Annotated in this window: 15 protein-coding genes and 1 pseudogene; 10 read left to right on the top strand and 6 right to left on the bottom strand. The window is 72.9% G+C overall.

Features of this window, described 5'->3' with window-relative positions:
• The first annotated feature begins 48 nt into the window (after positions 1–48).
• Both eccD and ABD332_RS54585 read left to right on the top strand, forming a co-directional pair.
• A complete protein-coding gene (gene eccD / locus ABD332_RS54590) occupies positions 49–1383 on the top strand; it encodes a type VII secretion integral membrane protein EccD (protein WP_344514114.1) in 1335 nt (444 codons plus the stop codon).
• A gap of 417 nt (positions 1384–1800) precedes the next feature.
• A complete protein-coding gene (locus tag ABD332_RS54585; protein ID WP_344514112.1) occupies positions 1801–3138 on the top strand; it encodes a S8 family serine peptidase in 1338 nt (445 codons plus the stop codon).
• A 196-nt stretch (positions 3139–3334) separates the two neighbouring features.
• On the opposite strand, the gene ABD332_RS54580 is transcribed toward ABD332_RS54585, so the two are convergent.
• From ABD332_RS54580 to ABD332_RS60360, 5 genes are all read right to left on the bottom strand, one after another.
• Positions 3335–4519, bottom strand: a complete 1185-nt coding sequence (locus ABD332_RS54580) for a MarP family serine protease (RefSeq protein WP_344514110.1) — start codon at positions 4517–4519, stop codon at positions 3335–3337.
• 4 nt (positions 4520–4523) lie between these two features.
• Positions 4524–5177, bottom strand: a complete 654-nt coding sequence (locus ABD332_RS54575; RefSeq protein ID WP_425552452.1) for an NUDIX hydrolase — start codon at positions 5175–5177, stop codon at positions 4524–4526.
• On the bottom strand, positions 5174–5779 hold the full coding sequence (locus ABD332_RS54570) for a TlpA family protein disulfide reductase (RefSeq protein ID WP_344514108.1): 606 nt from the start codon (positions 5777–5779) through the stop codon (positions 5174–5176). The genes ABD332_RS54575 and ABD332_RS54570 overlap by 4 nt, the downstream gene beginning before the upstream one ends.
• On the bottom strand, positions 5776–6459 hold the full coding sequence (gene nth / locus ABD332_RS54565) for an endonuclease III (RefSeq protein ID WP_344514193.1): 684 nt from the start codon (positions 6457–6459) through the stop codon (positions 5776–5778). Before nth ends, ABD332_RS54570 begins: the two co-directional genes overlap by 4 nt.
• A gap of 140 nt (positions 6460–6599) precedes the next feature.
• Positions 6600–7799 carry a CapA family protein gene (locus tag ABD332_RS60360; protein ID WP_425552455.1) on the bottom strand — a complete coding sequence of 400 codons (1200 nt, stop codon included), beginning with the start codon at positions 7797–7799 and terminating at the stop codon, positions 6600–6602.
• A 1842-nt stretch (positions 7800–9641) separates the two neighbouring features.
• On the opposite strand from ABD332_RS60360, the gene ABD332_RS54555 reads away from it, so the two are divergent.
• From ABD332_RS54555 to ABD332_RS54520, 8 genes and pseudogenes are all read left to right on the top strand, one after another.
• Positions 9642–10319, top strand: coding sequence for a Crp/Fnr family transcriptional regulator (locus tag ABD332_RS54555; protein ID WP_033363643.1), 678 nt, complete (start codon positions 9642–9644; stop codon positions 10317–10319).
• Between the two features lie 127 nt (positions 10320–10446).
• A complete protein-coding gene (locus ABD332_RS54550; RefSeq protein ID WP_425552451.1) occupies positions 10447–11049 on the top strand; it encodes a TetR/AcrR family transcriptional regulator in 603 nt (200 codons plus the stop codon).
• A gap of 1 nt (position 11050) precedes the next feature.
• The gene (locus ABD332_RS54545) at positions 11051–11848 is read left to right on the top strand and encodes a TIGR03084 family metal-binding protein (protein ID WP_344514103.1); all 798 of its coding nucleotides are present in this window, start codon (positions 11051–11053) and stop codon (positions 11846–11848) included.
• A gap of 56 nt (positions 11849–11904) precedes the next feature.
• Positions 11905–13397: pseudogene (locus ABD332_RS54540) on the top strand (acyclic terpene utilization AtuA family protein).
• Positions 13394–14491 carry an acyl-CoA dehydrogenase family protein gene (locus tag ABD332_RS54535; RefSeq protein WP_344514101.1) on the top strand — a complete coding sequence of 366 codons (1098 nt, stop codon included), beginning with the start codon at positions 13394–13396 and terminating at the stop codon, positions 14489–14491. Before ABD332_RS54540 ends, ABD332_RS54535 begins: the two are co-directional and overlap by 4 nt.
• A gap of 3 nt (positions 14492–14494) precedes the next feature.
• Positions 14495–16075 carry an acyl-CoA carboxylase subunit beta gene (locus ABD332_RS54530; protein WP_344514099.1) on the top strand — a complete coding sequence of 527 codons (1581 nt, stop codon included), beginning with the start codon at positions 14495–14497 and terminating at the stop codon, positions 16073–16075.
• A 14-nt stretch (positions 16076–16089) separates the two neighbouring features.
• On the top strand, positions 16090–18111 hold the full coding sequence (locus ABD332_RS54525; protein ID WP_344514097.1) for an ATP-binding protein: 2022 nt from the start codon (positions 16090–16092) through the stop codon (positions 18109–18111).
• Positions 18112–18147: 36 nt separating this feature from the next.
• A complete protein-coding gene (locus ABD332_RS54520; protein WP_344514095.1) occupies positions 18148–19308 on the top strand; it encodes an acyl-CoA dehydrogenase family protein in 1161 nt (386 codons plus the stop codon).
• On the opposite strand, the gene ABD332_RS54515 is transcribed toward ABD332_RS54520, so the two are convergent.
• Positions 19262–20752 (bottom strand): serine/threonine-protein kinase, encoded by a 1491-nt coding sequence (locus ABD332_RS54515; RefSeq protein ID WP_344514093.1) that lies wholly within the window; start codon positions 20750–20752, stop codon positions 19262–19264. The genes ABD332_RS54520 and ABD332_RS54515 overlap by 47 nt on opposite strands.
• Positions 20753–21337: the final 585 nt, after the last annotated feature.

Raw genomic sequence — 21337 nt, 5'->3', positions numbered from 1 at the left:
CGAGGTCGCGGGGCGCCATCGCGGCATCGATCGTGGTACCCCTGAGGCATGCCCGCAGCATCCCCTGGCCTGGCCCGCGTGACGATCAACTCGCCCCAGCGGCGCGTCGACGTCGCGCTGCCCGACGGCGTCCCGCTGGCCGAGCTGCTGCCCGAGTTGCTGCAGCACGCGGGGGTCGGCCTCGCCGACGACGGCGAGCGGCACGGCGGGTGGCTCCTGCGCCGCGGCGACGGCACCGCACTGTCCACCACCACCGGCCTGGCCGGTCAGGAGGTCCGCGACGGCGCCGTCCTGCACCTGGTCCCGGCCCGGTCGAGCTGGCCCGATCCCGAGTTCGACGACGTGGTCGACGCGATCGCCGCCGGCGCCCGTCGCCAGGGCGTCGCCTGGAACCCGGCCGCGACACGGGCCGCCGCGCTCACCGCCGCCGGCGCCGGCCTTGCCGTCGTCCTCGTCGCCACGGTCCGCGGCGATCTGGCGCTGGTCGCGGCGGTCGCCGCGCTGGTCCTCGTCCTCACCGGCACCGTTGCGTCCAGGGCCTATGGCGACGCCCTGACCGGCGCGGTCGTGGCCGCGTCCGGGCTGCCGTTCGCGGCCGCGTTCGGCTGGCTCAGCGCCCCGCCGCTCACCGACGCCGCCGGGCGCGTCCTGCTGGCCTCCACGGCACTCCTCGTCATCTCGCTGCTCGCCGGCGCCGGCGTCGCGCACCTGCTCCGGCTCTTCGTCGCCGCGGCGACCGCCGCGCTGCTCGGCGCCGGGGGCGCGTTCCTGGCCGTGCAGCTGCGCCCGGCCGCGGCGGCCGCCGTCGTCCTCGCGGTCGTCGTGGCCGGCGTCGCGGGCACTCCGCTGCTCGCCATCAGGCTGGGCAAGCTGCCCATGCCGGTCGTCGCCCTGCCCGGCGACCTCACCGCGACCGGCGCGGGCCTCGGCACGCCACCGGACCGCGACCGCGTCTTCGCGGCCGTCGCCCGCACCGACGAGATGCTCACCGGCATGCTGCTGGGCTCGGCCCTCGTCGCGGGCGTCGCCGCCGCCGTGCTCACCCACTCCCGCGATGTGTCCGGCCTGGTGCTGGTCGCGGTCGCCGGCGTGGCGCTGGTGCTGCGCGCCCGGATGTTCGTCACGGTGCGCCACCGTGTGCCGTTACTCGCGGCGGGCGGGTGCGCCCTGGTCGCGCTCGCCCTGTCCGCTCCGCCGGGGGCGGTGCTGACGTCGCTGATCGCGGCGGCGGCGCTGGGCACCGCGCTGGTGGGAGCGCGTGCGGCGTTGCGGCCGTTGTCGCCGTACGCGGGCCGCGCCGCCGACATCCTCGACGTCCTCTGCCTGGTGTCGGCGATCCCGCTGGCCTGCGCCGTCCTGGGTCTCTATGGCCTCCTCCGGTGAGACGCATCGCCCTGTACGGGGCCGCTGACGTGAGAGGACGCACCGGCCGGTAGCGAGCTGCTGACGCACCGGCCAGTACGCGGACCGCTGACGGTGAGGACGCACCGACCGGCACGCGGGCCGGTGAAGGGGCCGCTGACAGGCCGCTGACGGGCTGAAGGGGAGGACGCACCAGGAAGGGCGCACCTGGCGGGTCCGGGTCGACGACATGAGAACGCACCGACCTGTACGAGCTGGCTGGCATGAGGATGCATCCGGGCCTGCGCGGCCATCGACGTAGGGGACCCGTCGGCTCAATGAGGGCTTGACGTGAGCTCGCATCGGATCGGGGTTGGTTCTTGGGGGACGTTTAGCGGCTGGTTAAGAATCTGGCGGGACGGTCAGGATGGCTGACAGAGCCTGCCGGCGCGGTCCAGAATGGGTGGCATCGCACCTGTTTCCCTCTTCCGCGCCGCCGCCCGTGGCCTTGTTACGGCGGTCTTCGCGCTGCTGGTGTGCCTGGTCGCGGCGCAGCCGGCCGGGGCCGACCAGACCAGGTCGGCGCAGTGGCAGCTCAACGCGCTCGACGCCAAGGATGCGTGGAAGGTGTCGACGGGCAGCGGGGTGATCGTGGCGGTGCTCGACAGCGGGGTCGACGCGAAGCATCCCGATCTCGCGGGGCAGGTGCTGCCGGGCGTGGATCTCGTCGACGGCGGTGACGGGCGGGTCGATCCGGTCGGGCACGGCACGACGGTCGCGGGGTTGATCGCGGGGCGGGCCGACGACAACAGCGGAGTGGCCGGCGTCGCGCCGGGGGCGAAGATCCTGCCGGTGCGGGTGCTGGACAGGTCGAACAAGTACGACGACCCAGCGGTCGTCGCCAAGGGTGTGCGGTGGGCGGTCGACCACGGGGCGAAGGTGCTCAACCTGTCGCTCGGCGGCGCGCTGCGCAGCGACGAGATCGCCGAGGCGCTGCGGTACGCGGCGGCGCACGACGTCGTCGTCGTGGCCTGCACGGGCAACGTGGCGACGGACCCGTCGATCCACGAGGTCTGGTACCCGGCCCGCGAGCCCGGCGTCGTCGCCGTGGCCGGGCTGAGCGGCGGAGGCGCGGCGCAGCCGAGCGCGAAGCCGGCGCCGAGCACGACCGCCAGTGACAGCGCCGGCGGTGCGGCGGGCGGGGCGGGCGGGTTGTGGACAGGCTCGTTGACGGGGCCGGAGACGGTGCTGACCGCGCCCGCTGACAATCTCACCGGCGCCAGGCCCGGTGGCGGGTACTGGCAGGTGCAGGGCACCAGCTTCGCCGCGCCGCTGGTGGCTGCGACGGCGTCGCTGGTCAGGGCGAAGTATCCGACGATGAGCGCCGCGAACGTGATCAACCGGTTGATCGGCACGGCGAAGGATCTGGGGCCGGCGGGGCGGGACGACGAGTTCGGGTTCGGCGAGGTCGATCCGCTGGCGGCGCTGCGGGAGCCGGTGGCCGAGGTGGTCGCGAACCCGCTGACCGTGGCACCGCCGAAGGGCGAGGCCGGGAAGCCTGCTCAGAGCGGGGCGGCGCCGAGGGAAGAGGCCACCGAGGTGCCGCAGGAGGGCGGCGCCGCGCCGCTGCCGGCCAGCGAGGCGGCCGGCCTGGCCCGGGCCCGGCAGATGGCGGACAGGAGCGTGCCGGTCGGGTCGAGCATCACCGTCGGGCTGCTGGCGATGCTGCTGATCCTCGCCGCCGGCGCCGCCGGAGTCGTGCTCCATCACAGAGCCAGGCACGCCAAGCGCTTCTGACACCGGCAACCGCATCAGACAGCGTCCACCGGCGACGCCGCCAGCTGTCGGGCCGCCGCCCACGAAAGACACCGGAGCCCACTCGAGGCAGCCCACAGTCATCGGAGCCGTAGGGGCACGCGGCCACCAGCGGACTACAACAACATCAGCGAGCCGAAAGCCCCGGCGGCAGTGCCGTACAGGAGGCGAAAAGGCATCAAGCGCACTTGCCTGTGCCTGTCGGGTCGGTGTGGGTCTTGCCGGCGTCGGCGACGGCCGCTGCCTCATCGGCGGTGATGGCGAAGCCCGTGTTCTGGTCGTCGGCGGCGGCGGCGAAGATGACGCCCAGGACGGTGCCGTCGGGGGAGACGAGCGGGCCGCCGGAGTTGCCGCTGCGGACCAGGGCACGGATCGTGTAGATCTCGCGGGTGACCTTGCCGTCCTCGTAGATGTCGGGGCCGGTGATGTTGCGGTGCTCGCGGATGCGGGCGGACTGGGCGTTGTACGGGCCGTCCAGCGGGTAGCCGATCACGATGGCGTCGGCGTTGGTCTCGGCCTTCTTCGTGGCGAACGGCATGATCGGGGCGTTCAGCCCCTTGACGTAGAGGACGGCGAGGTCGCGGTCGGGGTCGTACGCGACGACGACGGCCTTCTTCTGCGAGCCGTTGACCTCGACCGTGGTGGACTTCGTGCCCGCGACGACGTGGGCGTTGGTCATGACGCGGTCGGTGGCGTAGACGAAGCCGGAGCCCTCGATGCGGCGGGAGCAGCTCTGCGCGACGCCGCGGACCTTGACGACTGAGCGCTCCGACTTCTTCACCAGCTCGGAGCCGGCAAGCTTCGGGTCGGGCGCCTCGACCTCGCGGACGCGGGTGGGCGAGAGGCCGTCGAACACGTCGGGGAAGCCGCGCGTGTCGACCGTGTCGCGCAGCGCCTCGGACAGCTTGTCGGCCTCCGAAGGCATGAGCTTGTCGACGCCGTTGAGGATGAACGAGTTGCTCACCGAGCGGGCCAGCCACGGCAGCGACGACTGGCTCAGGGGCGCGGCGACGAGCCAGACCACGACGAGGACGGCGATGACGGAGACGACCGCGCCGCCGGCGTTGTCGAGGCCCTGCGCGGTGCGGTTGACGATCGCCGTACGCAGCCGGTTGCCGACGAAGCTGGCGAGGGCCTGACCGGCGACCGCGAGCCCGAAGACCGCCGCCAACGAGATGACGACCCGGATCGGGTCGTCATCGAAGTGTTCGGCCACGAGTGGCCCGATGCGCAGTCCGAGCAGCGCGCCGCCGAAGAACCCGGCGAAGGACAGCAGACCAACGAGGAACCCCTGGCGGTAGCCGTTGACGGCGAACATCACCACGAGGAGCACAAGGACGATATCGATCACGCTGCCAGACACGCATTCAGCCTACGGGGGCGGCACCAGGTGTCGGCAGTTCCTCAACCCGGTCTGTCGGCCACTCAACCGCCCATCCGCCGAGTTCCAGCAGCGTGGAGACCACGCCGGCGGTGAAGCCCCACACCAACATGTCGTGAATCCGAAACGCCGGACCGATCCATCCGCTGGGGTGACGCACCCGGAGACGGTTCGCCGGGTCGACCAGGTCACGGATCGGCAGGCGCTCGACCCGGGCCACCTCGGCCGGATCGGCGGGTCCGACGAGATGTGGCGAGCGCCACCACGCGACGACCGGCGTGACGAGGAAGTTGCTCACCGGGATCCACAGGGTCGGCAGGGTCGTGATCACCTCGACGCTCGCCGGGTCGAGCCCGACCTCCTCCTCCGCCTCGCGCAGCGCGCACGCGATCGTGTCGGCGTCGGTCGGGTCGACCGCGCCGCCCGGGAACGCGGGCTGGCCGGCATGGTTCCGCATCGTGGCGGCCCGCTGCAGCATCAGGATGTCGGGGCCGCTCTCCTCCTGCTCGCCGAAGAGCACCAGCACCGCGCTCTGCCGCGGCCCCTCGCCGTCGGGGGTCGGCAGCCGCGTGAAGTCGCTCGCCGAGGTGTCCCGGAGGCGGTCGAGCAGGGGTTGGAGCCAGTCGGGACGGTCACTCACGCGGACACCTCAATCCCCAGATACCCGGCCGTGAGGGCGCGGATCTTCTCCTCGTCGAGGGCTTCCCCCTGGTACGTGTGGACGATCCGTCCCCCCGGCGCGACGAACAGCGTGGCCGGCAGCGCGCTGGAGACGGGTTTGCCCACCGCCTGGCTCAACGCGATCGAGAACTGCTGGTCGCGGTCCTCCAGCATCGGGAATGTCAGCTTCTTGTCATCGATCACCGACTGCGCGGCGCTCCGCGAGTCCTTGACGACCACGCCGACGACCCGGACCTTGCCGCCGGCCGCCGTCACGAACCGCTGGAACGCGGGCAGCTCCGTGCGGCAGGGCTCGCAGTACGACCCCCACAGGTTGATGATCGTCGGCGCGTTGCCGAGCAGCGCCGCGTCGACGTAGCGACCACCGTCGAAGCACTTCACAGCCATCGCGGGCAGCGGCTTGCCGTCTTTCGAGGCGGCGGCGGGCGACTCGACGGGGGTCAGGCACGGCGGGCCGGCCGGTGCGGCGGCGGCTCCGTCGTCGGCTGCCGGTGCGTCGCCGGTGCAGCCGGACAGGGCGAACAGGGCGGCCACGACCAGCCCGGTGAGCAGGCGCTTCATGAGGCGAGCGCCAGCTCGGTCAGCTCGGCGACCCGTGGCCCCTTCAACAGGCCGATCGCCGCTTCGAGGTTCGTTTCGCCTATCCCGTACGAGGGGCAGTCGCGCCGCAACGTGCAGGCACCGCACGCCGGTTTGCGGGCGTGACAGACCCGGCGCCCGTGGAAGATCACCCGGTGCGACAGCATGGTCCAGTCGCGGCGCTCGATCAGCGCCCCGACCACGTGCTCGATCTTCACCGGGTCGGTCTCCGTGGTCCAGTGCCAGCGCTGGGTGAGCCGCTGGAAGTGCGTGTCGACGGTGATGCCGGGCACACCGAACGCGTTGCCGAGGATCACGTTGGCGGTCTTGCGCCCGATCCCGGGCAGCGCGACGAGCGCGTCGAGCGTGCCGGGCACCTGCCCGTCGTGCCGATCGATCAGCGCCTGCCCCAGCTTCATCAGCGAGTCGGTCTTGTTGCGGAAGAACCCGAGCGGCACGAGCATTTCCTGCATCTCGATCCGGTCGGCGGCCGCGTACGCGGCAGCGTCCGGGTAGCGCGCGAACAGCTTCGGGGTCACCTGGTTGACCCGCACGTCGGTGGTCTGCGCGGACAGGATCGTGGCGACGGCGAGCTCCAGCGGGGTGCTGAAATCCAGCTCGCAGTGCGCGTCGGGATGGATCTCCGCGAGTGCCCGCCCCATCCTGCGCGCACGCCGCTTCAGCCCCAGCGCAGTCTCAGTCACGCTCCGACTCTACGTCGCCGCCCGGCGGCGACCGGCTCAGCGTCACCGCGCGGAGCTGGCCTGCCCAGCGTCAGCCGCCGGCCCCGCCGGACGATGGGTCAGCCGCTCGGCTGGGTGATGGTCCCGTCGGCGGCGATCTTCGCCCCCGTGGACGGGAAGTCCTGCTTCGTCAGGTTGGATACGAACGGGATCGCCTGCTTCTTCGGGTCCGGCTTCGGCAGGCCCGGCGCCACCATGTACGTCGCGGTCAGCGATCCGCTCTTGAAGGTGCCGTCGCCGGTCATCGTCACCTTGAGCACCCCGCCGATGCCGACGGTGCCGTTGTAGCTCAGCGCCTTGTAACCGGCGAAGTTGCCGAGGCTGTACGCGATCAGCCGGCCCTTGTAGAACTCCATCGCCCGCATGACGTGCGGCCCGTGCCCGACGACCAGGTCGGCGCCGGCGTCGATCACCTTGTGCGCGAACGCGATCGTGTCGCACCGGTTCTCCCCGAGGAAGAACTCCGTGCCGGGCTTGGTGTGCGTCTTGTCGGAGCCTTCCGCCCCCTGGTGGACCTGGACGACGACCAGGTCGGCCTTGGTCGCGGCCTCCTTGATGATCGTCTCCGCCGCGCCGAGGTCGCTGCACAGGTTCGACCACTTGTATGACGCGAACCCGACGACCGCGATCTTCACGCCCTTCGCCTCGCCGACCGAGATCATCCCCGGCCATCCGGTGTACTTGATCCCGGCGCCGTCGAGGGCCTTCTGCGAGTTCTTGTACCCGACCTCACCGAAGTCGTAGGCGTGGTTGTTCGCCATGGTCATCATGTGGAACCCGGCGTCCTTGAGGTTGCTGACGTAGCCGGGCGGCGTCCGGAACGCGAAACACGTCTTGCCGGCCGACTCCGCGGAGCACTTGCCGACACCCGTGTCCTCGGTCAGCACCTGCTCCAGGTTGCCCATCTGGAAGTCCGCGGTCAGGAACTCCTTGACCGGGTCGAAGAACCCCTTGCCGTTGTTGGGCGGCAGGCCGCCCGGCGCCATGCCCATCACGATGTCGCCGGTGGCGGTCATCGTGACCTCCTGCCCGGCCGCCCCGCCCGCCGCGGGCGCGGACGTGCCGCCGCCCGGCGTGCTCGCCTGGCCGCCCGGCTGCGCGACCGCCGGCTGGCTCTTGGTCGGCTCCGGGTCGTCACCGCCCAGGAACGTCGCCGCGCCCGCCGTCCCGGCCCCGATCACCAGCGCCGCGAGCACGCCCAGGATGATCGCCGTCCGGCGGCCGCCCCCGCTCTTCTCCGGCGGCGCCTCCCCGGGCAGCGGCAGCTTCCGCCGCCCGGCCCGCTCCTCGGGCTGGTACGCCTGCGCCGCGAACAGGTCGTCCGGCCCGCGGGTCGCCCCCGGGTCCGGCGCCCGCGTGGCGTTGTAGACCGGCCCGGCCGGCTGGGCGCCGTAGACCGGCCCCGAGGACTGCCCGGTGCCGAAGCCCCGGCCGGAGGGGCCGTCGTTGTAGCTGGGTCCTTCGCCGTACGCGGTTCCTTCGCCGTACAACGGACCGCTCACCGCACCGCCCGAGGCCCGCAGCCCGGCGTCGCGGAACGTGCCCGTGGCCTGCGGGTGCGGATCCCTGAGCGGCCCCGACGGCGGCACATCCCGCAGCGCGCCGCCCTGCGGGTCGCCGTCGCGGAACGTCCCCGTCGCCGGCGGCCGGCCTTCCCGGAACGCACCGGTGGCCTGCGGGTCCGCGTCGCGGAAGGTCCCCGTCGCGGGCGGGCGGGCCTCCCGGAACGCGCCGGTGGCCTGCGGGTCCGCGTCGCGGAACGTGCCGGTCGCGGGTGGCCGGCCGTCACGGAACGAGCCGGTGGCCTGCGGGTCGCCGTCGCGGAAGGTGCCGGCGGCCTGCGGGTCCGCGTCGCGGAAGGTCCCCGTCGCGGGCGGACGGGCCTCCCGGAACGCGCCCGTGGCCTGCGGGTCCGCGTCGCGGAACGCGCCGGTCGGCTCGGCGCCGGGGACGGCGGCGGCGCCATACGTGCCACTCACCGGCCTGGCGCTGCCGCGGACCTGGCCCGTGGCCGGCGCGCCCGGGTCGAACAGCGGTCCGGCCGGCGAAGCGCTCCCCCGGACCTGCCCCGTCGGCTGCCCGCCGGTCTCGAACATGGAGCCCGACGGCTGCGCGCCGCCGCGGACCTGGCCGGTGGGCTGCCCACCGGTCTCGAACATGGACCCGGACGGCTGTGCGCTCCCTCGGACCTGGCCGGTGGCCTGCGCACCCGGGTCGAACAGGGAGCCGGTCGGCTGGGCGCTGCCCCGCGCCGGAAGGCCCGCGTCGAACGGCGGGGGCGGCGGCGCGGCCGAGCCCCGCACCGGGGGCGGGCCGTCATAGCCGGCCGGCGCGGCACCCCGCGGCGGGCCGGACGGGTCGAACAGCGGTCCGGCCGGCGAAGCGCTCCCCCGGACCTGGGAGGTGCCCTGCGCACCCCCGCCGAAGGCCGGGCCGGAGGTCGGCTGCGGGCCGCGGTCGTCGTCGGGCGCCCACGCGCTGCCGGGCGGCTGCGTCGCCCGGAAGTCGCCGCCGCGCAGCTCGCCGCCCTGCGGGTCGCCGGGGCGAGGATCGCCAGCACGGGAGTCGCCCGGACGGCGATCGCCAGAACGGGGGTCGCCGGAACGGGGGTCGGGGCGGGTGTCGGCGCGCCAGGCGGCCGTCGCGGGATCGGCGCCACGGCCGTCACCGCCCCAGACGGCGGCACCGGCGTCGGCGCCCCACGCCGCGGTCCCGGGCTCGGCGGCCCAGTCTCCGGCGCGCGGATCCGGGCCGGGCGGGCCGTAACCTTCGTCGCGGCCGGGCGGTTGGTCCTGTGGAGGCTGCTCGCGATCGTCGGGCCAACGGGAGGGCGATCCGCCGTACACCGTCATGCGCTTCCCACCCCACAGCTGAAACCGGTGGGGTCCACTCGCCCCGCGGCGAACATATCGCACCCCCGCGACCTCGTGACCGTCCGGTTCCGCTGCGTCACCGGTACCGTCGAGAAGGGGCGCGCCCGCAGGTCGGCATGTATTGTGATCATCCTGCCCGACGCCCGGGAGACGACCCCGTGTGCATAAACTGACGTTCGCGTGATTGCTCATGGCGAGCGACGCGCCGACGGATTCGAGGTGGACGCGATGGACGAGGTACTGGCGCGCAGCGGCATTTTCCAGGGCGTCGAGCCCGAGGCTGCCGAATCCCTCGCCAAGGAGATGGAGACGATCGACGTCCGCAAGGGCGAGATCGTGTTCAGTGAGGGCGAGCCGGGCGACAGCCTGTACATCGTGCTGTCCGGAAAGATCAAGGTGGGTCGCCGCGCCGCGGACGGCCGGCAGAACCTGATCGCCGTGATGGGCCCGAGCGACATGGTCGGCGAGCTGTCGCTCTTCGACCCGGGGCCGCGCACCGCGACCGCCACGGCGGTGCTCGACACGCGGCTGGCCCGGCTGCGCAAGCAGGCGCTGCGGCCCTGGCTGACCAACCGGCCGGAGATCGCCGAGCAGCTGCTGCGCGTGCTGGCCAGGAGGCTGCGCCGCACCAACGACGCCCTCGCCGACCTGATCTTCACCGACGTGCCGGGCCGGGTCGCCAAGACGCTGCTGCAGATGGCGGGCCGCTTCGGCACCCGCGACGGCGGCGTCCTGCGGGTCAACCACGACCTGACCCAGGAGGAGATGGCGCAGCTCGTCGGCGCCTCGCGCGAGACGGTCAACAAGGCCCTCGCCGACTTCGCCTCCCGCGGCTGGCTCCGCCTCGACGGCAAGAGCGTCATCATCATGGACCCCGAGCGCCTGGCCCGCCGCGCCCGCGTCTGAGGCACAGAGGAACAGGACAGAGGAACAGAACAGACACCCCAAAAAGGCACGCCGCCGCGTGCCTTTTTGCTTGCGGTCAAAAAAATCAGGCTTGACTGTTTGTTTTGAAGAGGCCAACCTCGAAGGTGTGAGCGCAACCCGAGCCCCGCAGCAGGAGCGCAGCCGCGCCACCCAGCAGCGCCTGCTGGAGGCGACCGTCGACTGCCTGGTCCTGCACGGCTGGTCGGGCGCCACGACCACGGTCATCGCCGAGCGCGCCGGCGTCTCCCGCGGCGCCCAGCTGCACCACTACCCGACCCGCGCCGCCCTGGTGCTCGCCGCCGTCACGCATCTCGCCGAGCGGCGGGCCGAGGAGATCCGCACCGAGGCGGCCGCGCTCACCGGCGACCGCGACGAGCGGCTCGACAAGGTCCTGGACATGCTGGCGGCCGCGTTCACCGGTCCGTTGTTCGTCGCCGCCCTCGAGGTGTGGGTCGCCGCCCGCACCGACGCCGACCTCCGCGACGCGCTGGTGCCCCTGGAGGCGCGGGTGGGCCGCGAGATGCACCGCCTGACGGTCGAGCTGCTCGGGGCCGACGAGCGCCGCCCGGGCGTCCGCGAGGCGGTGCAGGCGACCCTCGACCTGCTGCGCGGCCTCGGCGTGGCCAACCTGCTCACCGACGACAGTCACCGCCGCGGCCAGCTGCTCGCGGCGTGGAAAGTGCAGCTCACGACGATCCTGGGGACCTGAGATGGTGACGTTGGACGACGTCCTGCAAGACCTGGAGGCGGAGTCGGCATCGCTCGACCGCCTCGTGTCGGCGCTGGACGACAAGGACTGGAGCCGGCCGACCCCCGCGCAAGGGTGGACGGTCGCGCACCAGATCGCGCACCTGCACTGGACCGACACGGTGGCGACCCTCGCGGCGACCGACCCGGCGGCGTTCGTCGAGCGGATGAGCGCGATCGAGGACCCGTTCACGATGGTGGACCGCGCGGCGGCCGAGCACATCGCCCCGCCCGAGGAGCTGCTGCGCCGCTGGCGCGACGGCCGCGACGCGCTGGCGAAGGCGCTGACCAGTAAACCCAAGGGCGAGAAGCTGCCGTGGTTCGGCACCGCGATGTCGCCGCTGTCGAGCGCGACGGGCCGGATGATGGAGACGTGGGCGCACGGCCAGGACGTGGCCGAGACGTTCCCGGAGCGGCCCGACGCCCAGGAGCACCGCCGCCCGACGGACCGCCTGCGGCACGTGGCCAACCTCGGCTTCCGCACGATCGGGCACAGCTTCCTCAGCCACGGCCGTAGCGCGCCGGCGGGCCCGTTCCGGGTCGAGCTGTCCACCGTGGACGGCGCACTGTGGACGTTCGGACCCGAGGACGCGCCGAACCGGGTCGCCGGCCCGGTCCTGGACTTCTGCCTGCTGGTCACCCAGCGCAGAAACCCGGCCGACCTCGGGCTGCTGGCCACCGGCGACGAGGCGCGGGAGTGGATGACGCTCGCCCAGGCGTTCGCCGGGCCGCCCGGGCAGAAGCGGGAGCCGCGGCAGTGATCCGCGTCGGCAACGCCTCGGGGTTCTACGGCGACCGCGCCACGGCCTGGCAGGAGATGCTCGACGGCGGCTCGCTCGACGTGCTCACCGGCGACTATCTCGCCGAGCTGACCATGCTGATCCTGGCCAAGGACCGCATGAAGGACCCGGGCACCGGCTACGCCAAGACGTTCCTCAGGCAGCTGGAAGGCTTCCTGCAGACCGCCCGCGACCAGGGCACGAAGATCGTCACGAACGCCGGCGGCCTCAACCCGGCCGGCCTGCGGAAGGCGATCGAGGCCGTCGCGCCGGGCGTCAAGGTCGCGCACGTCGAGGGCGACGCCATCGCGCCCAACGCCAACGCGTACCTCGGCGCGTTCGGCATCGCCGAGTGCCTCAAGGCCGGTGCGGACGTCGTCGTCACCGGCCGGGTCACCGACGCGTCCCTGGTCGTCGGCCCCGGCATCGCCCGCTACGGCTGGACCCCCGGCGACCTCGACGCCCTCGCCGGCGCCACCGTCGCCGGCCACATCCTCGAGTGCGGCGCCCAGGCGACCGGCGGCAACTACTCGTTCTTCACCGAGATCCCCGACCTCGACCACGCCGGCTTCCCGATCGCCGAGCTGCACGGGGACGGGTCGTCGGTCATCACCAAGCACCCCGGCACCGGCGGCGCCGTCACGGTCGACACGGTCACCGCGCAGCTGCTGTACGAGATCGGCGCCCCCGAGTACCTCGGCCCGGACGTCACCACCCACTTCGACACGATCCGGCTCACCCAGCTCGGACAGGACCGGGTCGAGGTCACCGGGGTCAAGGGCAGCCCCCCGCCGGACACGCTGAAGGTCGGCACCATCGCCCTCGGCGGCTTCCGCAACAGCATGACGTTCGTCCTGTGTGGACTGCGGATCGAGGAGAAGGCCGCCCTCGTCGAGCGGCAGCTGCGGCGCAGGCTGGACCACCCGATGGAGTTCACGCTGGCCCGCACGGACCACCCCGACGCCGACGACGAGCAGCGGGCGAGCGCGCTGCTGGCCGTGCACATCAAGAGCACCGACCAGAAGGCGGCCGGCCGGGCCTTCTCGCAGGCGGCCGTCGAGCTGGCCCTGGCCTCCTATCCCGGCCTCACGCTGACCGGCCCACCTGGCGACGCCACGCCCTTCGGAGTGTTCTCAGCGGGTTCGGTACCGCGCGGCGAGGTCCCGCACGTCGCGGTCCTCCCTGACGGCAGCACGGTGGAGGTCCGATGAGAGTGCCACTGGGGACGCTGTTCGGGGCCAGGTCCGGCGACAAGGGCGGCGACGCCAACATCGGTGTCTGGGCACGCTCCGACGAGGCGTACGCGTGGCTGCGGGCCACGCTCACCGAGGACCTGCTCAAGACGCTGCTGCCGGAGGTGCGCGACGTCAGCCGGTATGAGCTGCCGAACCTCCGCGCGCTCAACTTCGTCGTGCGCGGCATCCTCGGCGACGGGGTCGCGGCCAGCACCCGCTTCGACCCGCAGGGCAAGGCCCTCGGCGAGTGGCTGCGATCGAGGGTCGTCGACATCCCCGACGAGCTGCTGCCATGATCGACGCGTTCGCGAAGCCGGAGCTGCGGGACCTTGTGCGGAAATTCACCCGCAACGAGATCGTGCCGCACCTCGACGCGTGGGAGCGGGCCGGCGAGGTGCCGCGCGACCTGCACCGCAAGGCCGCCGAGCTGGGCCTGCTCGGGATCGCGTTCCCGGAGGAGGTCGGCGGCGAGGGCGGCAACCTGCTCGACTCGATCGTGGTCACCGAGGAGATCATCCAGTCGGGTGGCTCGTCGGGGCTGATCGCGGCCCTGTTCACCCACGGGATCGCGCTGCCGCACATCGTCGCGAGCGGCGACGCCGACCTCATCGACAGATATGTGCGGCCCACCCTGCGCGGCGAGCGCATCGGCTGCCTGGCGATCACCGAGCCGGACGGCGGATCCGACGTCGCCGGGATCCGCACCACCGCGAAGGCCGACGGCGACTCGTACACCGTGAACGGCACGAAACTCTTCATCACCAGCGGCGCCAGGGCCGACTTCGCCACCACGGCGGTGCGGACCGAGGACGGCGTGCGGCTAGTCGTGGCGGAAGGCTTCACCGTCACCAGACGACTGGAGAAGATGGGCTGGCACTGCTCGGACACCGCCGAGCTGTCCTTCGTGGACGTGCGGGTGCCGAGGAGCCACGACGTCGGCGGCGTCCAGACGCTGCTGGCGCACTTCGCCGCCGAGCGGCTGTCCCTCGCCGTGCAGTGCTACGCGACCGCGCAGCGGTGCCTCGACCTGACGCTCGCCTGGGTCCGCGACCGGCACACGTTCGGGCGGCCGCTCGCCAGCCGGCAGCTGGTCAGGCACCGGCTCGCCGAGATGGCCCGGCAGGTCGACGTCGCCCGCACCTACGTGCGACACACCGCGCTGCGTGTCGCAAGCGGCGATCAACTCGTTACGGAGGTGGCGATGGCGAAGAACACGGCGGTCGCGGCCTGCGACCACGTCGTCGACCAGGCCGTGCAGCTGCACGGTGGCCTCGGGTATCTGCGCGACGCCGAGGTCGAGCGCCATTACCGGGACGCTCGGATCATGGGCATCGGCGGCGGGACCACGGAGATCATGAACGAGATCATCGCGAAGCAGTTGGGGGTCTGAGGCATGCCGATCCTGACCAGTGCGCTGGACCCGCGCGGGGCCGCCTACCTGGACAACCGGGAGGCGATGCTGGAGCGGCTGACCGAGCTGGACTCGGCGCTGCGGCAGGCCCGCGGCGGGGGCGGCGAGAAGTACGTGACCAGGCACCACGCCCGCGGCAAGCTGCTGCCCCGCGAGCGGATCGAGCTGCTGGTCGACCGCGACTCGCCGTTCCTGGAGATCTGCCCGGTCGCCGCGTGGGGCACCGACTACCCGGTCGGGGCGAGCGTCGTCACCGGCATCGGCATCGTCGAGGGCACGCCGTGCGTGATCGTGGCGAACGACCCCACGGTCCGCGGCGGGGCGGTCAACCCGTTCTCGCTGAAGAAGACCCAGCGGGCGGGGCAGATCGCCCGCGAGAACCGGCTGCCGATGATCAACCTGGTCGAGTCCGGCGGCGCGGACCTGCCCCAGCAGGCGGAGATCTTCATCCCGGGCGGTGCGGCGTTCCGCGACCTGACCCGGCTGTCGGCGGCGGGCATCCCGACGGTCGCGGTGGTGTTCGGCAACGCGACGGCCGGCGGCGCGTACGTGCCCGGCATGTCGGACTACACGATCTTCGTGCGGGACCGGGCGAAGGTGTTCCTCGCCGGCCCGCCGCTGGTGAAGATGGCCACCGGCGAGACCGTCGACGACGAGACGCTCGGCGGCGCCGCGATGCACGCCTCCCGCTCCGGCCTGGCCGACTACATCGCGGAGGACGAGCGCGACGCGCTCCGCCTCACCCGGGGCGTCGTCCGCAATTTCGGGCATTCCGTCGGCCGGAGCTACGGCACCGAGCCCAAGTTCGACGCCGATGACCTCCTGGGCATCCCGAGCGCCGATCTCCGCGTCCCCTTCGACCCCCGCGAGATCCTCGCGCGGATCCTCGACGGCAGCGAGTTCGACGAGTTCAAGCCCGCCTACGGGCAGGCCCTGTGCACCGGCTGGGGCGCCATCCACGGCCACCGCATCGGCGTCCTCGCCAACGTCCGCGGCGTGCTCTTCTCCGCCGAGGCGCAGAAGGCGGCCCAGTTCATCCAGCTCGCCAACGCCGCCGGCACGCCGCTGCTCTTCCTGCAGAACACCACCGGGTACATGGTGGGCAGCGAATACGAGCAGGGCGGCATCATCAAGCACGGCGCGCTCATGATCAACGCGGTGGCGAACTCCAGGGTCCCGCACCTGACGGTCAACATCGGCGCGTCCTACGGCGCCGGCAACTACGGCATGTGCGGCCGCGCCTTCGAGCCGCGGTTCCTCTTCACCTGGCCCAACGCCAAGTCGGCCGTCATGGGCCCGCAGCAGCTCGCCGGGGTGCTGTCGATCGTCGCCCGGCAGGCCGCGGAGGCCAAGGGCCACGCCTACGACGAGGAGCAGGACCGCACCATGCGGTTCATGGTGGAGCACAAGGTCGAGCAGGAGTCGGCCGCCCTGTTCCTGTCCGGCCGCCTGTACGACGACGGCGTCATCGACCCGCGCGACACCCGCACCGTGCTCGGCATGTGCCTGGCACTCGTCCGTTCAGGTGACCAGAACCCCAACTTCGGCGTCTTCCGCCTCTAAGCAAAGGACCAGCCGTGATTCGCAGGCTACTTGTCGCCAACCGCGGCGAGATCGCCCGGCGGGTGTTCGCCACCTGCCGGGCGATGGGCGTCGAGACGGTCGCCGTCTACTCCGACTCCGACGCCGACGCGCCGCACGTCGCCGAGGCCGACTACGCCGTCCACCTGCCGGGCAACGCGCCGGCCGCCACCTACCTGCGCGGCGACCTGCTCATCGCGGCGGCCCGCAAGTGCGGCGCCGACGCGGTGCACCCCGGCTACGGCTTCCTGTCGGAGAACGCCGAGTTCGCGCGGGCCGTCATCGACGCCGGGCTCACCTGGGTCGGGCCGTCGCCGAAGGCGATCGCGCTCATGGGCTCGAAGATCGAGGCGAAGGCGCTGCTCGCCGACGTGGGCGTGCCGATGCTGCCGACCGCGCTCGAGCCCGAGCAGGTGGAGACGTTCCCGGTCCTGGTGAAGGCGTCCGCGGGCGGCGGCGGCCGGGGCATGCGCATCGTGCGGGACCGCGAGTCGCTCGCCGAGGCGGTCGCGGCCGCGCGGCGCGAGGCGGCGTCGGCGTTCGGCGACGGGACGGTGTTCTGCGAGCGGTACATCGAACGGGCCCGCCACATCGAGGTCCAGATCATGGCCGACTCGCACGGCAACGTCGTGACGCTCGGCGAGCGCGAGTGCTCCATCCAGCGCCGGCACCAGAAGATCGTCGAGGAGACGCCGTCGCCGGCCGTCGACCCACAGCTGCGGGACCGGCTCTGCCAGGCGGCGATCGCCGCCGCCCGGGCGGTGTCCTACGTGGGCGCCGGCACCGTCGAGTTCCTCCTCGCGCCGTCGGGCGAGTTCTTCTTCCTGGAGATGAACACCCGCCTGCAGGTCGAGCACCCGGTCACCGAGTGCGTCGTCGGCGTCGACCTCGTGCGGCTCCAGCTGGTCGTCGCCGAGGGCGGGTCGCTGCCGTTCAACGGCCCGCCGCCGCTGCGGGGGCACGCGATCGAGGTCCGCCTGTACGCCGAGGACCCCGCCTACGCGTGGATGCCCTCGACGGGCACGCTGCACCGCTTCGACGTGCCGGGCGTCGCGCACGCGTTCGGCCCGCTGCCCGCCCCGGGGCTGCGCCTGGACGCCGGGGTCGTGGACGGCTCCGTGGTCGGCGTGCACTACGACCCGATGCTCGCGAAGCTCATCGCCTGGGCGCCGACCCGCGCCGAGGCCGCCAGGATGCTGTCCAACGCCCTCGCCCGCGCCCGCTTCCACGGCGTCACCACCAACCGGGACCTGCTGGTGCGGGTGCTGCGGCACTCGGCGTTCCTGGCCGGCGGCACCGACACCGGCTTCCTCGACCGGCACCCCGAGGTCTTCGTGCCGCTGCTGTCCTCGGTGGACGCCGTGCGCCTCTCGTGCCTCGCCGCCGCGCTGTCCGGCGCCGCCCGCCGCGCCAAGCGGGCCACCCTGCCGGGGCTGCCCTCCGGATGGCGCAACGTCCCGAGCTCGCTGCAATCGGTGGTGTACGAGGGGCCGACCGGCGTCATCGAGGTCGGCTACCGGCTGGACCGCCTCAACGACCTGGCCGCCTGGGCGGTGCGCCGCGTCGACCCCGACGACGTCGACCTGCCGGGTGCCGCGCTCGACCCGGCCGGCGCGCCCGACCACCCGCTGGTCGAGATCCTGTCCGCGACCGGCGACCAGGTCGTGCTCGACGTCGCCGGGGTGCGGCTGCACTTCTCCGTGCACGAGGTCGGCCCGGTGTCCTACGTGGACAGTCCCGAGGGTTCGGTGACGCTGGCCGAGCTGCCCCGCTACCCGCTGCCGGTCGCCGAGCAGCCCGAAGGTTCCCTGATCGCGCCGCTGCCCGGCGCGGTCGGCCGCGTGCTCGTCGTGCCCGGCCAGCGGGTCGCCGCCGGCGAGCTGCTGCTGACCGTGGAGGCGATGAAGCTCGAACACCCCGTCCACGCCCCCACCGACGGTGTCATCAGCGACCTGCGGGTCGCGGCCGGCTCGCAGGTGGAGTCGGGAGCCCTGCTGGCGGTGCTGTCGCCGGCCTAGCCTTGGTTTCGCTTTTTTGATTGGAGCCCACCCCTCATGGACTTCGACTACACCCAGGAACAGCAGGACCTCCGCGACGCGGTGGCGAAACTCGGCAAGCGCTACGGGCACGAGTACTTCGTGCGCAAGGCGAAGGCCGGCGAGCACTCCGACGAGCTGTGGGACGAGGCGGCCAAGCTCGGCTACCTCGGCGTCAGCGTCCCCGAGGAGTTCGGCGGCGGCGGTGGCGGCATCACCGAGCTGGCGATCGTCTGCGAGGAGCTGGCCGCGGCCGGCGCGCCGCTGCTGCTGCTCGTGGTGTCGCCCGCGATCGCCGCGACGATCGTCGACCGGCACGGCACGCAGGCGCAGCGGTCCCGCTGGCTGCCGGGCTTCGCCGACGGCACGCGGAAGGTCTGCTTCGCCATCACCGAGCCCGACGCCGGCTCCAACTTCCACAAACTGTCCACCGTGGCCCGCCGCGACGGCGACGACTACGTGATCACCGGCCGCAAGGTGTACATCTCCGGCGTCGACGAATGCTCGCAGGTCGTGGTCGTCGCCCGGATGGCCGACGACCGCACCGGCAAGCTCAAGCCGGCGCTGTTCATGGTCCCCACGGACGCCCCCGGGCTCTCCATGTCCAAACTGGACATGGAGATCGTGTCGCCGGAGAACCAGTTCCTGCTGTTCTTCGACGAGGTGCGGGTCCCGGCCTCCTGCCTGATCGGCGAGGACCCCGACGCGGGCCTGCCGGCGCTGTTCTCCGGCCTCAACCCGGAACGGATCACGGTCGCGGCGATGGCCTGCGGCACCGCGCGGTACGCGCTGGAACGGGCCTCCACCTACACCGCCTCCCGCTCCGTCTGGGGCCGCCCCATCGGCAGCCACCAGGGCGTCGCGCACCCCATGGCGCACGCGCACATCCAGGTCGAGCTGGCCCGGCTTATGGTCGCGAAGGCGGCGGCCCTCTACGACGCGGGCCGCGACCTGGAGGCGGGCGTCAACGCCAACATGGCCAAGTACGCGTCGGCGGAGGCGTCGGCGCTGGCCGTGGACACCGCGATCCAGGCGCACGGCGGCAACGGCATGACCACCGAGTACGGCGTCGCGACCCTGCTCGGCGCCACCCGCGCCGGCCGCATCGCGCCGGTCTCGCGGGAGATGATCCTCAACTTCGTCGCCCAGCACCTGATGGGGCAGGAGAAGTCTTACTGACGCGCAGCTGCTGGCCGGTGAACGTGCCCGGCGGCTCGCCGGCCAGGCAGCGGAACGTGGTCGGTCCCGCCTGCTGCTGCGCCACGTCGGGCAGCAGCACGTCCACGTCCCATCCCACCGCCGGCAGGTACACCAGCAGCAACGTCTTCACGCTGCACACCTCGCGGACCGTCTGGCTGTCCTGGGCCGACCGCACCTGGCTGCCCTTGGGAAGGTCGCCGTAGGCGAACACCTCCCAGGTGTGCGGCATCTCACAGCCGACCGGCTTCTTGGCCGCGTCGAAGCACTCCACGGTCTGCGAGCAGCGGGCGGCCCTCGGCGCGGTCGGCGGGCAGGCGATCGTCGCCGGGACGCCCTTCTCGGGGGCCGCGCTCGCGGTCGGGCTCTTCGCCGGGTCGGGGCCTTCCTTCTTGTCGGCCTTCAGGTTGTACGCGATACCGGCGCCGGCGAGGGCCGCCACGAGCAGCAGGACGGCCGCGGCGACCAGGATGAACCGCTTGGCGCCCGGCGGCGGGGTCGGCGTGTCGAGCACGACCTCCGGCCGCTCTTCGATGCCATGCTGGACCGTTTTGTCGGGATCCTCCCTCATCTCGGCCGGCGGCTTCGACGTGTACACCGGCTCCACCGGCGGCGATCCGAGCGGCGGGACGACCACCTGCGGCGGCGCTTCCAGGCGCAGGTTGATCAGCTGGTCGCGGAGCTCGATCGCGGACGGCCGGGCGGTCTCGTCGTTGGCCATGCCGGCCCGCAGCACCGCCATCAGGTTCTCGGGGCAGCCGGGCAGGTCGGGGATCTGCTCGTTGAACATGTCGACCAGCGACAGCAGGCTCGGCGCCTGGTCCTCCCGCCACCGCGGCGGGCGCCCACGCATGAGCGCGTACAGCGTGGCGCACAGTGAGTACACGTCCGCCGACCCGGCCGGCGGCGACTGCCGGAACGTCTCCGGCGGCGCGTAGGCCGGCGTCAGCGTGTCGAGCGTCATGGACTCATCGCGCCACTCGGCCAGGATCGCCAGCCCGAAGTCCGCGAGCGCCGGCTCCCCGAACCGGCTGAACAGGATGTTCGCCGGCTTCACGTCCCGGTGCAGCACCCCCAGCGCGTGCGCGTCGGCCAGCGCATCAGCGATCTTGAACCCGACGTCCCGCGCCTCGGCCGCACTGAGCGGCGAGTCCCGCATCCGCTCGGCGTACGACCCGTCGCACAGCTCCATGATCAGGTACGGGTGCCCGAGGTCGGTGACCCCCGCGTCGAACAGGTCGACCACGTGCGGGTGGCTCGACATCCGCCCGGCGGCCCGCGCCTCCCGCATGAACCGCCGCCGGTCCCGCTCGGACTCCAGCGTGCGATGCTCGACCTTGACCGCCACCTCCCGCCCGACCGACTCCTGCGTCGCCCGGTAGACGGTCGCATACCCGCCACGCGCAAACACGGTCAACCCGGTCATCCCGGGCACCGTCGGCAGGGGTACGGCATCGGCCACGGCTAGAACGGTACGACAGCCACCCGACATTCGCCGTCACGCATCGGCCACAACACCCCGCCAGCCATCGATACCCTTCGCCCACACCGCCCACCCGCCCCTTGATCACCCCGCAAACACGCCACCCATTCATCCACAAGAGCCGTCGCCCCACCTGCCACCCCGCCACGCAGGCACGAACTCGTCGTCCACGTCCACGTCCTCGTTGTCGCCGCCGCCGAGTCCGCCAGTCCGACGGCGCCGGGATCACCGCCGGGGCCGGGGCCGCCGCCAGAGGCCGGGGCCGCCGCCAGAGGCCGGGGCCGCCGCCAGAGGCCGGGGCCGCCGCCAGAGGCCGGGGCCGCCGCCAGAGGCCGGGGCCGCCGCCAGAGGCCGGGGCCGCCACCAGAGGCCGGGGCCGCCGCCAGAGGCCGGGGCCGCCACCAGAGGCCGGGGCCGCCACCAGAGGCCGGGGCCGCCACCAGAGGCCGGGGCCGCCACCAGAGGCCGGGGCCGCCACCAGAGGCCGGGGCCGCCACCAGAGGCCGGGGCCGCCACCAGAGGCCGGGG

The organism is Dactylosporangium maewongense, assembly GCF_039531485.1.
GTDB classification, from domain to species: Bacteria; Actinomycetota; Actinomycetes; order Mycobacteriales; family Micromonosporaceae; genus Dactylosporangium; species Dactylosporangium maewongense.
This window is presented reverse-complemented; position numbering and strand designations above follow the sequence as displayed.

What these genes read in the sequence shown, in the direction of transcription:
- eccD (WP_344514114.1), top strand. Translation starts at nt 49, where the DNA reads ATGCCCGCAGCATCCCCTGGCCTGGCCCGCGTGACGATCAACTCGCCC.
- ABD332_RS54585 (WP_344514112.1), top strand. Translation starts at nt 1,801, where the DNA reads ATGGGTGGCATCGCACCTGTTTCCCTCTTCCGCGCCGCCGCCCGTGGC.
- ABD332_RS54570 (WP_344514108.1), bottom strand. Translation starts at nt 5,779, where the DNA reads ATGAAGCGCCTGCTCACCGGGCTGGTCGTGGCCGCCCTGTTCGCCCTG.
- nth (WP_344514193.1), bottom strand. Translation starts at nt 6,459, where the DNA reads ATGGGGCGGGCACTCGCGGAGATCCATCCCGACGCGCACTGCGAGCTG.
- ABD332_RS54555 (WP_033363643.1), top strand. Translation starts at nt 9,642, where the DNA reads ATGGACGAGGTACTGGCGCGCAGCGGCATTTTCCAGGGCGTCGAGCCC.
- ABD332_RS54545 (WP_344514103.1), top strand. Translation starts at nt 11,051, where the DNA reads ATGGTGACGTTGGACGACGTCCTGCAAGACCTGGAGGCGGAGTCGGCA.
- ABD332_RS54535 (WP_344514101.1), top strand. Translation starts at nt 13,394, where the DNA reads ATGATCGACGCGTTCGCGAAGCCGGAGCTGCGGGACCTTGTGCGGAAA.
- ABD332_RS54530 (WP_344514099.1), top strand. Translation starts at nt 14,495, where the DNA reads ATGCCGATCCTGACCAGTGCGCTGGACCCGCGCGGGGCCGCCTACCTG.
- ABD332_RS54520 (WP_344514095.1), top strand. Translation starts at nt 18,148, where the DNA reads ATGGACTTCGACTACACCCAGGAACAGCAGGACCTCCGCGACGCGGTG.
- ABD332_RS54515 (WP_344514093.1), bottom strand. Translation starts at nt 20,752, where the DNA reads ATGACCGGGTTGACCGTGTTTGCGCGTGGCGGGTATGCGACCGTCTAC.